Genomic DNA, 11,136 nt, shown 5'->3' with positions numbered 1-11,136 from the left:
CCGAGCATGACGCCGGCCGGCCCCGCGGGCTCGGCGGCGTTGCGCTTCTCCCAGGCGTCGCCCGCGCGCGTGCGGCGCACGGAGAGCACGGGGCCCTCGGCCAGGAGGTGGTGCGGGGCGGCGTAGGTCACCTCGACGGTGACGACGTCACCGGGCCGGACCTCCTGCTCCGGCTTGGTGAAGTGGACCAGCCGGTTGTCGGGGGCGCGGCCGGAGAGGCGGTGCGTGGCGCCGTCCTTGCGCCCCTCGCCCTCGGCGACCATCAGCTCGAGCGTGCGGCCGACCTGCTTCTTGTTCTCCTCCCAGGAGATCTCCTCCTGAAGGGCGACCAGCCGCTCGTAGCGGGCCTGGACGACCTCCTTGGGGATCTGGTCGTCCATGGTCGCGGCCGGGGTGCCGGGCCGCTTGGAGTACTGGAAGGTGAAGGCCTGCGCGAACCGCGCCTCACGGACCACGTGCAGGGTCTGCTCGAAGTCCTCCTCGGTCTCGCCGGGGAAGCCCACGATGATGTCGGTGGTGATCGCGGCGTGCGGGATGGCGGCCCGCACCTTCTCGATGATCCCGAGGTAGCGCTCCTGCCGGTAGGAGCGGCGCATCGCCTTCAGCACGGTGTCCGAGCCGGACTGCAGCGGCATGTGCAGCTGCGGCATCACGTTCGGGGTCTCGGCCATGGCGGCGATGACGTCGTCGGTGAAGTCACGGGGGTGCGGGGAGGTGAAGCGGACCCGCTCCAGGCCCTCGATGTTCCCGCAGGCGCGCAGCAGCTTGCTGAAGGCCTCGCGGTCGCCGATGTCGGAGCCGTAGGCGTTGACGTTCTGGCCGAGCAGCGTGATCTCGGAGACGCCCTCGGCGACCAGCGCCTCCACCTCGGCGAGGATGTCGCCGGGCCGGCGGTCCTTCTCCTTGCCGCGCAGCGCCGGGACGATGCAGAAGGTACAGGTGTTGTTGCACCCGACGGAGATCGACACCCAGGCCGCGTAGGCGCTCTCGCGCCGGGTCGGCAGGGTGGACGGGAAGGCCTCCAGAGACTCGGCGATCTCGACCTGCGCCTCCTCCTGCACGCGGGCGCGCTCCAGCAGGACCGGCAGCTTGCCGATGTTGTGCGTGCCGAAGACGACGTCCACCCAGGGCGCCTTCTTCACGATGGTGTCGCGGTCCTTCTGCGCGAGGCAGCCGCCGACCGCGATCTGCATGCCGGGCCGCGAGGCCTTCTTCGGCGCGAGCCGGCCGAGGTTGCCGTACAGCCGGTTGTCGGCGTTCTCCCGTACCGCGCAGGTGTTGAACACGACCACGTCCGCGTCCCCGTCCGACCCCTCGGGGGCCCGCACGTACCCGGCGTCTTCGAGCAGGCCGGCCAACCGCTCGGAATCGTGGACGTTCATCTGGCACCCGTAGGTGCGCACTTCATAGGTCTTGGGTGCCTGAACGTCCACTGCGGGGCTCCGGTCGCTGCTGCTGGTCATGGGTCAAGGGTAGGCGGTGCCCGGACATGCCGGTTCCGGGGTTCGGCCCCGCCCCCGGGCACCTACGGCCGGCCCGGAGGCCGGTACAGAGGCCGGAGGGCCAGGCGGCGGCTGTGGCGCCGGCGTCGCGAACGCGCCCCTCGCCGACGCCGGTGGATCACCAGGTCTTCGCGGCGGCCAGGAGGCACTCGCGGACGAGCGTGACGTGGGGGTTGGTGGAGCTGCCCGGGCGTTGGACGAGGTAGGCGGCGTTGATCGGGGGATCCTCCGGCTGGTGGAGCAGCCGGAGGGCGCCGGAGGCGAGTTCGGTGCGGCACAGGTAGCTGGGCAGGACGCTCCAGCCGGCGCCGGCGGTGAGGGCGGTGAGGACACCGCGCAGGTCGGGGATGGTGATCGCGGCCTCGACGTGCAGGCGGCGGTCGAAGACATGACGCCAGTAGCGGCGGGCGATGGGCAGGTCCTCGGCATAGCTGATCAGCGGAAGGCTCTCCAGGGCGCTGGGCAGGTCCCGGCCCTTGAGTCGTTCGGCCCATGCAGGGCCCGCGACCAGGACGAATTCCTCGTCGGCGAGGACTTCGGCGCGGAGCGTCCGGCCGCGGGGGCGGCGGGTGGCGACGAGGAGGTCGTGGCGTCCGGCCCGCAGTTCTTCGAGCAGCGGTTCGGTCAGTCCGATGGCCACCCGCAGCCGGACGCCCTGGGCGATCAGCGGAGCCAGCACCTTGAGGCCGGCGGCGCTCATGAACTCCGCGGGCCCCGCCAGATGCACCGGCGCCACCGTGCTGCCCGGTTCCTCCCCGGTGATGACGGCCAACTGGTCGAGGGGGGCCGACAGGCGGGTGGCGAGTTCGTCCGCATGAGGCAGTGGGGAGACGCCCTGCGCCCGGCGTTCGAACAGCTCGTGGCCCAGGCGGTGCTCCAGTGCCCGGATCTGCGTGGTGACGGTGGACTGCGACACGCTCAGCTGACGTGCGGCGGCGGTGAAGGAGCCCAGGCGGTGCACCGCCAGGAAGGTGCGCAGCAGGTTCAGGTCCAGCGGACCGGATCCCTGCGGGTCGTGAGCGCTCACGGTGTCGAGCGTACGAGGTGCGAAGGGCAGCCACGTGCCGTCCGTGCCCGGGAGGGGCATCGGTTCGTCGATACCTGGTATCGGTCTCTTCATTGGCACAGATACTTCAGTACCTTTAATTTCGAGAGCTGAAGCACTGGCGTTCCGAGCACGAGCGGCAGAGCGTGAACCCCCGGACTCTCGGAGACCGCACCATGTCGAAGATCCTTTTTGTGATGACCGGCGCCGACCACTGGACGCTGGCGGACGGCACCAAGCACCCGACCGGCTTCTGGGCCGAGGAGGCCGTCGCCCCGTACCAGGCGTTCACGGCCGCCGGCCACGAGATCGTCGTCGCCACACCGGGCGGCGTCGTGCCGCCCCTGGACCAGGGCAGCCTGGCGCCGCAGTTCAACGGCGGCGAGGAGGGGGCGAGGAAGACGGCGGCCGCCCTCGCCTCGATCAGCGAGATCCAGCATCCCCTCAGGCTGGAGGACGTCGACCTCGACGACTACGCCGCCGTCTTCTACCCCGGTGGCCACGGCCCGATGGAGGACCTGGCGGTCAACGCCGACTCCGGCCGGCTGCTCACCTCGGCGCTGAAGTCCGGCAAGCCCCTCGGCGTGGTCTGTCACGCCCCGGCTGCCCTGCTCGCCGCGGTCGAGCAGGACGGCACCAACTCCTTCGCCGGGTACAAGGTGGCCGCGTTCACCAATGCGGAGGAGGCCCAGTCGGGTCTTGCGGACCAGGCGAAGTGGCTGCTGCAGGATCGTCTGACCGAGGTGGGTGTGCAGGTCCAGGTGGGCGAGCCCTGGGTTCCGAACGTCGTCGCGGACCGCAACCTCTTGACCGGCCAGAACCCCTCCTCCTCCGCACCCCTGGCCGCGGAACTGCTGAGGAAGCTGGCCTGACCCACGCATCGCCGATCACGGAGGCAGGCCGCGCGCCAGATCGACGAGAACGGCGGCCTGGTCTCCTCGGTCTGCCACGGCGCCTGCGGACGCTCGTCATCACGCTGTCCGACGGCTCCCTGCAGAACCCCTGCTCCACCGAACTCCACCAAACTCCACCAAGGCGGTGACGGCCGAGATCATCGAGACCCTGCGCCGCCCTTCCGACAGCTCTGCGCACGGAGGAACGTCATGAAAGCAATATCGATCACGGAACCCGGGGGGCCGGACGTCCTGCAGTGGATCGATGCACAAGATCCCGTCCCCGCAGCAGGAGAAGTGGTCATCGACGTCGTCGCCGGCGCCGTCAACCGGGCCGATCTGGCACAGCGGCTGGGGCTGTACCCGGTTCCGGAGGGAGCCTCGCCCTATCCGGGGCTGGAGGTCTCCGGACGGATCAGTGCCGTCGGCGAGGGTGTGACGCGTTGGCAGCCCGGCGACGAGGTGTGTGCGCTGCTGACCGGAGGCGGATACGCGCAGAAGGTCGCTGTTCCTGAAGGGCAGCTGCTCACGGTGCCCCAGGGCGTCAGCCTGGTCCAGGCGGCGGCGTTGCCGGAAGCCACCGCCACGGTGTGGTCCAACGTCTTCATGACGGGTGGCCTGAAGGCAGGCGAGACCTTCCTCATGCACGGCGGAGCCGGCGGCATCGGCACAGCGGCCATTCAGATCGCCAAGGCCCACGGCGCCCGCGTCGTCACCACCGTCGGCGGCCCCGAGCAGGCCGCCCGGGTCCGGGAACTCGGCGCCGACCTCGCGATCGACTACCGCACCGAGGACTTCGCCGAGTACGGCCCCTACGACGTGATCCTCGACGTCATCGGCGGCGATTACCTCCCGCGCAACGTCACGTCCCTGGCCCTCGACGGGCGCCTGGTCATCATCGGGCTGCAGAACGGTCTGACGGCCGAACTCAACCTCGTCGAACTCCTCGCCAGGCGCGCATCCGTGCACGGCACCACCCTGCGCTCCCGACGGGCCGGACAGAAGGCAGCCATCGTGGCCGAAGTCCAGGAACACGTATGGCCGTTGATCGAGAACGGAACCGTGCAGGTCGTCATCGACCGGACCCTGCCCATGGACCAGGCCGCAGAGGCGCATCGCCTCCTGGACGCCCGCCACATCGGCAAAATCGTCCTGCTCAACCCCGACGCGGCGTGACTCGAGGAGTCACCGCAATGGCCCCCCGTGCTGCCGGGCGCACACTGTAAGCAGAAGGCCATGCGTCATGAGCCGCACAGGGAGGTCAGCCATGAGCACCCTCGAGCTGCATGTCGACGTCGACGTTCCGGTCGACAGGGCCTGGGAGACCCTGCACCGGGTGGAGAACTATCCGCGTTTCGTGCAAGGAGTGCGGGGCGCGCGTACGGAGGCCGGGGGGCGAGCACATCTGGAGGTCGAGACGGCTGGGCCGGCCCGCGAGGTCGAGGCCGAGGTGATGGACCGCGGTGAGCGTGTGATGGAGTGGCTCACCACGAGCGCTCCCGAGCTGACGGGCTCCTTCTCGGTCCAGCCGATCGACCAGAACCACACCCGGATCCAGGCACGACTGGAGTACGACCCGGCCACGGTCCACGACACCTTCGGCGGGCCCAAGGGCTTCGCCCAGACCAACGCGATCGAACGGCTGGTCCGCAGCGACCTGGAGCACTTCAAGGAGTACGTCGAGGGCAGCCGATAGGCCGGTCAGGTCTCCATCACGGCATCGCAGTCCTGGCAGACCACGGAGGCGTGTTCCGGGGGGTACCAGGGCGCTCCCGGGTGATCGGAGGGCTTCCAGCCGGCCGGCTCCATGGCGAAGGTGTCCTTGCCACAGAGGGTCCGCGGTCCCGTGGCCGTGTGCGACCCCGGCGCCATCGGTGCCGCGTGCACCTTGCGGACGCGCCGTTGCGCGCCACTCGCCGGTCCTGTGGAGGAGCCGGTCGCGCCCGGCCTGTCGAGTTCGTAGACGACGATCTCGCTCATGTCTCCACCGTAGGCGTCGCCACCGGGTGATGGGGTGAACCAGGCCGTGAACGCCGTACCCGGAGAACCCGACGACCTCGTGCGGGCCCTCACGGCCGCCGGGGTCGGCGACGAGCGGCTGCTCGCGGCCGTGCGGACGACACCCCGGGCGGGATTCGTCCCGGCCGATCAGCTGGCCGCCGCCTACCGGGACGTACCCGTTGCCATCGGGCAGGGCCAGGTCACCACGCAGCCCTCGCTGTCCGCGATGATGATCGAGGGCCTCGGTCTGGACGGGTGCGAGCACGTCCTGGAGGTCGGTACGGGTCTGGGCTTCCAGACCGCTCTGCTCGCCCGGCTGGCCGCGGACCTGGTCAGCATCGAGATGCGGCCGGACCTGGCCCGCCAGGCACGCGTGAATCTCGCACGCCAGGGCGTGCGGAACGTGGAGCTGCGCGTCGGTGACGGCAGCGGCGGTGTACCGGACCGGGCTCCGTACGACGCCGTCCTCGTGTCGGCCGCGTTCCCCGAGGTGCCCGGGCCGCTGGCCGCACAGGTGCGCCCGGGTGGCCGCCTGGTGCAGCCGATCGGGCCGGGCGGGCACGAGCAGGTGGTGTGCTTCGAGCGCACCGCATCGGGACTGGTGCGGTTGCGGGTTCTGACCTCGGCCTGCTTCGTCCGGTTGCAGGGGCGGTACGGCTTCCCGCCGGACGAGTCGGGGTGGCGCTGAGCTGCTCCTTGGGCCGTGAGGTGTTCCTTGTGGTGTTCCTCGGCCTCGACTATTCGTCGGCGACGCGTACGACCGCCAGCGTGATGTTGTCGGGGCCGCCCGCCGCGATGGCCGCCTTCCACAGCTCGAAGGCAGCACGGCCGTCGTCGTGCTCCCGCATCACCTCGTCGAGCACGTCCGCCGGCAGCGGATCGGTCAGACCGTCGGTGCAGATGAGGTAGCGGGCGCCGGGAGACAGGGGCTCGGCCGTCACATGGGGGTGGACGACGCGGTACGAAGGGCTGCCGCCCAGGCACTGGGTGACGATGGACGTGGTGTGCTGCCCGGGCTCGAGCGGGGGGCTGTCGTCGACGCTCACCTGGCGCAGCCCGTCGCGGGCAGCCGCGTAGACCCGGCTGTCGCCCACGTTGAACACCAGCAGCGAGCTGGGCTGCACGACGATGCCGGCGACCGTGGTGCCCATGGCGGCGAGCTCGGTCTCCTCCTCGCCCCCGGCGGCCGCGTACACGGCGCGGTTGCAGGCGTTCAGGGCGTTGCGGAGGGTGTCCTCGCTGCCCAGGGTGGGGCCGAGGGACGCGATCCGGCGGGCGACCAGGGAGCTGGCCAGGTCGCCGCCGGGATGCCCGCCGAGCCCGTCGGCGACGGCGACGACAAGGGGCGTGCCGATCGGGAAGACCAGGGTCTGCGGACTCTCCGTCACCGTGGCGCACAGGGTCCACGGCCCGACCGCGAGGCTGTCCTCGTTGCGCTCGCGGAGCAGCCCTGGATGACTCAGCGCGCTCACAGCCACGTACCGCATGGAACGCCACCGCCTTCCCAGACGGGCCACGGCCGGTCGGCTCGCTGCCCGTCGGCCAGCTGCCCGCGGCTCCAGGGTAGGCGCTCGGCGGACGGGCCGAGCTGCGTCGAAGCGCTTGCGCGCCCGGCGGCCGGACGGCGGCCGTCCGGTTCGGGTCAGGTGAGCGGCGGTGCCAAGGACGCGGTGACGGGTCCGTCGGGACGGACGGTGAGGCCGTACTCCGCCTTCGTGGGCCTGGAGTGGAAGGAGAGGGTGTGGACCGGCAGCAGGTGTTCGAGGAGGGCGGTCGATTCGCGGAGCGCGAACTGGACGCCGAGGCAGGCGCGGGGACCGATCCCGAAGGGGAGGTAGGCGCCCGGGTGGGTGGGCCGTCCGTCCGGGACGGTGAAGCGCCGGGGGTCGAACCGCTCGGGGTCCGGCCAGAGTTCGGGGTCGCGGTGCGTGAGGTAGGGGCAGACCAGGATGTCGGTGCCGGCCGCTACGGTGTGACCGGCGAGGGTGTCGTCCTCGGCAGCGTGGCGGGGCAGGATCCAGGCGGCCGGATACAGCCGAAGCGTCTCGTGGACCAGGGCCTGGACGGCCCGGCGGCGCTGCGCCGAGCCCTCGCCGCCGACGGCCAGAGCTTGTTCACGGGCGGCGGGGTACTGGTCGAGCAACAGGTAGAGCCAGGTCAGGGTGGTGGCGGTGGTCTCGTGCCCGGCCGAGAGCAGCGTGACCAGCTCGTCGCGGATCAGCCGGTCGGTGTACTCGGGGTGCTCGTCGGCGGCGTCGATCAGGACGTGCAGCAGGCCCGGCCCGTCGGGGCCGGCAGCCCCGGCGCGAGCGGTGTCGACGGCATGCCGCGCGACGGCGTCGATCCGGGCGAGATCGGCGGCGACGGCGTCCTGGGCGGCGGTGACATCCGCGGGCAGCGTCGGAAGGGCGGCCGCCACGGCGGTCACAGCCGCCAGCTCGCGCTCGGTCCCGTCGTCGAGGGCGTGCCCGGTGAGAGAGCGCCAGATGGCGTCCAGGGCGAAGCGGCGCATCTCGCGTACGACGTCCAGGGTCTGGCCGGTACGGGCGTACCCTTCCCAGCGCCCGGCTGTGGTCCGGGCGGCCGCACTGATCCGCTGTTCATGGCGCCGCATCCCGGTGCCGGTGAACTGGGACTGCAGCAAGCGCCGTTGCCGCTTCCACGCCGCACCGGTGGCGGCGAGGACACCGTCGCCGATCAGCAGCCGGGCGCGGTGCGAGCGCTTGACGTACCGCTCGGGGTGCCGGGCGAGTACGTGCTGGACCGCCTGCGGGTCGGTGACGAGAACGGTGCGGGCCGGCCCGAGCCGGAAGCCGGCGACGCCACCGCAGCGCTCGCGCACCTGGGACAGCAGCTCCACCAGCTCGCCGCCCGCCGAACGCCAGCCCTCGACGAGTGCGGGCTCGACCTCGGGAACCGGCCGTCCCGTTCCCGGGACGCGCGCAAGGGAGCCGGTACCGGCTTCGATGTCCATGATCTCTTCTACCCCGTCCCGGCACGACAGAAGCGCACGCGAGAGAGGGGAAGGAGCCCTGGCGCCTTCGGAAAACCCGGTGGAGACCGGGAGCCCGTCACGCCTAAGGTCGCGGAATGAGCACTCGCACCTTCCGGATCACCGTACGCGGCGCCTTCGACGGTCTCACCGACGCGCAGCGGGCCGAGCTGCTGGCCGACGCCGCCGAACACGACGTACTGCGCGCCGCGTTCACCCCCGAGGGCAACCTCACCTACGACATCGCCGCCCGGCCGGCCTTCGTCTTCCGTTTCTCCGACGGCGGGGACGAGGAAGAGGACATCCTGGAGGCGACCGAGCGGGCCGAGGACGCGGCGAAGGCCTGGCTGGCCGAGCGCGGCTACGGCTTCAAGAACCTCCGCTCCACCGCCGAGGACCTCTCCCAGGCGCCGATGGGCAAGCGGCAGCGACGGGCGGCGCGTTCGAGTGGCGCATGAACTTGAGTACTCAAGGAGGGGGCAATGAAGGCGAGCGGCCATGAGTGACGCCCTGGACGCGGCACTGCGACTGGTGCGAGCCCAGGCAGCGCTCGTGCGGCGCTTCGACTCCCGGCTGAGCGCGCTGCACGGCGTGAGCCTCGCCGACTTCACCCTGCTGCTGCGACTGAGCCAGGCTCCCGGCCACCGCATGCGGCGGGTCGACCTCGCCGAAGCACTGGGCCTGACCGCCTCCGGGGTCACGCGCGGGCTCGCGCCACTGGAGCGGATCGGGCTGGTGACCCGCGAGGCCGATGCCCGGGACGCGCGCGTGGCCTACGCGTCGCTGACCGGGACGGGCCGACGGCGGCTGAAGGAGATGCTGGCGACGGCCGAGGAGACCGCCACCGAGGCCTTCGCCGCACCCACGCTGAACGCCGAGGACATCACACGGCTGTCGTCCCTGCTGACCCGCCTCGGCGGCACCGGCCTGGCCGTCCCCTGAGCCGGAGAGACACCCCCCGCATCGCCGGTTTCCGGTCCCGGCGTGACGCGAACTCGCCGTGGTGCAGGTCACCTTGAGATGTGGCCGGATTGTGAGGGGTCCCTACGCAAAGCCATGGCATGCTCATGGCTCGTTCATGAGTTACCGGCCGGTTCTACCGCCAAGTAGCCCGCTCGTCCGGTACCTCTCTGCCACCCCCCACTCCACACAGGACCGACCATGCGCAGACGCATGCGGCACAGACGTGCCCTGCTGCCCGCCTTCGCCGTGACCACCCTCTTCCTCGCCGCGGCCTGTTCCTCACCCGGCTCGCACGCCGGACCGTCGGCGACCGCCGGGCACGGCCGGCAGGTCGCCGCCGACCGGCCCGCCGACGGCACGGACGGCTCACTCGCCGTCGCCGCCGCGCCCGCCACCACCGCGACCGGCACGACCGCCGCGACCGCCGCGGCGGGGCCGGCCGGCTCCGGGCAGCGTGCCCGCAGGACGGCGCTCGCCATCGGCTCGTACGACAGCCACACCCGGCGCGCCGTCCTCACCGACAAGCCCGTCCGGCACGGGAGTTCATCGCCCGCCTCCCCGGCGGCCTCCCCCACCCCCTCCGGAGCCCCGTACAAGGCCGCTGTCGGCGATGTCATCGCCAGCGCGCCCGCGCCCGGCGCGCCGGACGGGCTGCTCGCCAAGGTCACCAAGGTGATCGGCAAGACCGGCGGTGGCACCGAGGTGCAGACGGAACCGGCCGCCCTCAACGCGCTGCTCGGCGACGAGACGGCGAAGGGCGCCGTACCGGTCGACCCGTCGTCCTTCACCGTCGACAAACTGCTGCCCGGTGTGAAGGTGTCCTGGGCGAAGACCGGTCAGGTGCACGCCGGCCCCAAGGGTGCCACGCTGCCGCTCGGCAGTCTCCGGCTCGACGTGAGCGCCGGCATCCCGACGGCCCCGAACGCCCCGGTCTCCGCCGCCGCCTCGGTGAACGGCTTCGTCCAGGTCGCCCCCCAGGTCGACTTCGCCTACGGCGGCGCCGGTACCGATGCCCCGCCCGGCTCCGCCTACCTCGGCGTGTCCGGCGACTGGACCTCCGGCTGGGCGGTCGAGGGCCGGGCAGCCGCGGCCACCGGTACCCCGCTGCGGATCCCGTTCGCCAAGCTGCACGCCGACCCCGTCCTCGAGGTCGGCCCGGTCCCCGTGGTCGTCAACCTCGACCTGACCGCCTACGTCCAGATCAGCGGCGACGGGCGGGTCACCGTCGACGTCCAGCAGAACCTCAGGGGCGACTTCAAGGCGGGCGGCACCTTCGGCCCGGCCCGGGGCTGGACGCCGGTCAGCTCCTCGGACATGACGAGCACGCCCATACGTGCCTCCGTCACCACCGCCGGGACCGTGAAGACGGCGCTCGGGGCCGAGGCCTCCGTCGGCCTCTACGGCGCCGTCGGTGTCACCGCCGACCTGGCTCCGTATCTGCGCGGCGAGGCCTCGGGCACGGTCACGGCCTCCTCCGACGGCGGCGCGGCGAAGGCCGCGGGCGCCTGGGGCGTGTACGGCGGGGTCGACCTGTCCGGGACCCTGCGGCTCCAGCTCTCCGTCTTCGGCACACCGGTCATCCAGCGGAGCATTCCGCTGGGCAGCCTGAACCGCGAGTGGAAGCTGGCGGGCGGCACCTTCTAGGTGTATTGATCACGAGCGTTGTTGACAGCCGCAGGGCTTGATCATGGCGAAGACCTCCGGTGTGGTGGAGCTGTCTAGGACTGCACCGCACGGAGG

General features: G+C 71.7%; 12 protein-coding genes. 7 read left to right on the top strand and 5 right to left on the bottom strand.

Annotated elements, in window-relative coordinates; translation table 11 throughout:
* A partial coding sequence (gene miaB / locus ABT288_RS47445; protein ID WP_351622593.1) for a tRNA (N6-isopentenyl adenosine(37)-C2)-methylthiotransferase MiaB occupies positions 1–1,463 on the bottom strand: 1,463 nt, incomplete at its 3' end.
* Between the two features lie 157 nt (positions 1,464–1,620).
* Complete coding sequence (locus ABT288_RS47440) at positions 1,621–2,529, bottom strand: LysR family transcriptional regulator (protein ID WP_351622590.1); 909 nt, start codon at positions 2,527–2,529, stop codon at positions 1,621–1,623.
* A gap of 194 nt (positions 2,530–2,723) precedes the next feature.
* Here ABT288_RS47440 and ABT288_RS47435 point away from each other — a divergent pair, with 194 nt between their 5' ends.
* The 3 genes from ABT288_RS47435 (at position 2,724) to ABT288_RS47425 (ending at position 5,136) form a co-directional block, all read left to right on the top strand.
* Entirely contained in the window at positions 2,724–3,419 is a 696-nt protein-coding gene (locus ABT288_RS47435; protein WP_351622587.1) for a type 1 glutamine amidotransferase domain-containing protein, read from the top strand.
* A 231-nt stretch (positions 3,420–3,650) separates the two neighbouring features.
* Positions 3,651–4,616, top strand: a complete 966-nt coding sequence (locus tag ABT288_RS47430) for an NAD(P)H-quinone oxidoreductase (RefSeq protein ID WP_351622585.1) — start codon at positions 3,651–3,653, stop codon at positions 4,614–4,616.
* A 91-nt stretch (positions 4,617–4,707) separates the two neighbouring features.
* A complete protein-coding gene (locus ABT288_RS47425; protein WP_351622582.1) occupies positions 4,708–5,136 on the top strand; it encodes an SRPBCC family protein in 429 nt (142 codons plus the stop codon).
* 5 nt (positions 5,137–5,141) lie between these two features.
* Here the strand turns inward: ABT288_RS47425 and ABT288_RS47420 are convergent, their stop codons facing one another.
* Positions 5,142–5,420 carry a hypothetical protein gene (locus ABT288_RS47420; RefSeq protein WP_351622579.1) on the bottom strand — a complete coding sequence of 93 codons (279 nt, stop codon included), beginning with the start codon at positions 5,418–5,420 and terminating at the stop codon, positions 5,142–5,144.
* A 34-nt stretch (positions 5,421–5,454) separates the two neighbouring features.
* On the opposite strand from ABT288_RS47420, the gene ABT288_RS47415 reads away from it, so the two are divergent.
* Complete coding sequence (locus ABT288_RS47415; protein WP_351622576.1) at positions 5,455–6,129, top strand: protein-L-isoaspartate O-methyltransferase family protein; 675 nt, start codon at positions 5,455–5,457, stop codon at positions 6,127–6,129.
* 49 nt (positions 6,130–6,178) lie between these two features.
* Here the strand turns inward: ABT288_RS47415 and ABT288_RS47410 are convergent, their stop codons facing one another.
* Both ABT288_RS47410 and ABT288_RS47405 read right to left on the bottom strand, forming a co-directional pair.
* The gene (locus ABT288_RS47410) at positions 6,179–6,928 is read right to left on the bottom strand and encodes a PP2C family protein-serine/threonine phosphatase (RefSeq protein WP_351622573.1); all 750 of its coding nucleotides are present in this window, start codon (positions 6,926–6,928) and stop codon (positions 6,179–6,181) included.
* Between the two features lie 155 nt (positions 6,929–7,083).
* Complete coding sequence (locus tag ABT288_RS47405) at positions 7,084–8,415, bottom strand: cytochrome P450 (protein ID WP_351622570.1); 1,332 nt, start codon at positions 8,413–8,415, stop codon at positions 7,084–7,086.
* A 116-nt stretch (positions 8,416–8,531) separates the two neighbouring features.
* On the opposite strand from ABT288_RS47405, the gene ABT288_RS47400 reads away from it, so the two are divergent.
* The 3 genes from ABT288_RS47400 (at position 8,532) to ABT288_RS47390 (ending at position 11,040) form a co-directional block, all read left to right on the top strand.
* Positions 8,532–8,891 (top strand): DUF6204 family protein, encoded by a 360-nt coding sequence (locus tag ABT288_RS47400; protein WP_351622567.1) that lies wholly within the window; start codon positions 8,532–8,534, stop codon positions 8,889–8,891.
* A 40-nt stretch (positions 8,892–8,931) separates the two neighbouring features.
* A complete protein-coding gene (locus tag ABT288_RS47395) occupies positions 8,932–9,375 on the top strand; it encodes a MarR family winged helix-turn-helix transcriptional regulator (protein ID WP_351622564.1) in 444 nt (147 codons plus the stop codon).
* Between the two features lie 219 nt (positions 9,376–9,594).
* Positions 9,595–11,040 carry a hypothetical protein gene (locus ABT288_RS47390; protein WP_351622562.1) on the top strand — a complete coding sequence of 482 codons (1,446 nt, stop codon included), beginning with the start codon at positions 9,595–9,597 and terminating at the stop codon, positions 11,038–11,040.
* Positions 11,041–11,136: the final 96 nt, after the last annotated feature.

This window comes from Streptomyces sp. NPDC001093, assembly GCF_040298985.1.
Classification (GTDB): domain Bacteria; phylum Actinomycetota; class Actinomycetes; order Streptomycetales; family Streptomycetaceae; genus Streptomyces.
This window is presented reverse-complemented; position numbering and strand designations above follow the sequence as displayed.

Bases quoted from the DNA above. Each gene is read 5' to 3' on its own strand.
- ABT288_RS47435 (WP_351622587.1), top strand. From the start codon at position 2,724: ATGTCGAAGATCCTTTTTGTGATGACCGGCGCCGACCACTGGACGCTG.
- ABT288_RS47430 (WP_351622585.1), top strand. From the start codon at position 3,651: ATGAAAGCAATATCGATCACGGAACCCGGGGGGCCGGACGTCCTGCAG.
- ABT288_RS47425 (WP_351622582.1), top strand. From the start codon at position 4,708: ATGAGCACCCTCGAGCTGCATGTCGACGTCGACGTTCCGGTCGACAGG.
- ABT288_RS47420 (WP_351622579.1), bottom strand. From the start codon at position 5,420: ATGAGCGAGATCGTCGTCTACGAACTCGACAGGCCGGGCGCGACCGGC.
- ABT288_RS47410 (WP_351622573.1), bottom strand. From the start codon at position 6,928: ATGCGGTACGTGGCTGTGAGCGCGCTGAGTCATCCAGGGCTGCTCCGC.
- ABT288_RS47405 (WP_351622570.1), bottom strand. From the start codon at position 8,415: ATGGACATCGAAGCCGGTACCGGCTCCCTTGCGCGCGTCCCGGGAACG.
- ABT288_RS47400 (WP_351622567.1), top strand. From the start codon at position 8,532: ATGAGCACTCGCACCTTCCGGATCACCGTACGCGGCGCCTTCGACGGT.
- ABT288_RS47395 (WP_351622564.1), top strand. From the start codon at position 8,932: ATGAGTGACGCCCTGGACGCGGCACTGCGACTGGTGCGAGCCCAGGCA.
- ABT288_RS47390 (WP_351622562.1), top strand. From the start codon at position 9,595: ATGCGCAGACGCATGCGGCACAGACGTGCCCTGCTGCCCGCCTTCGCC.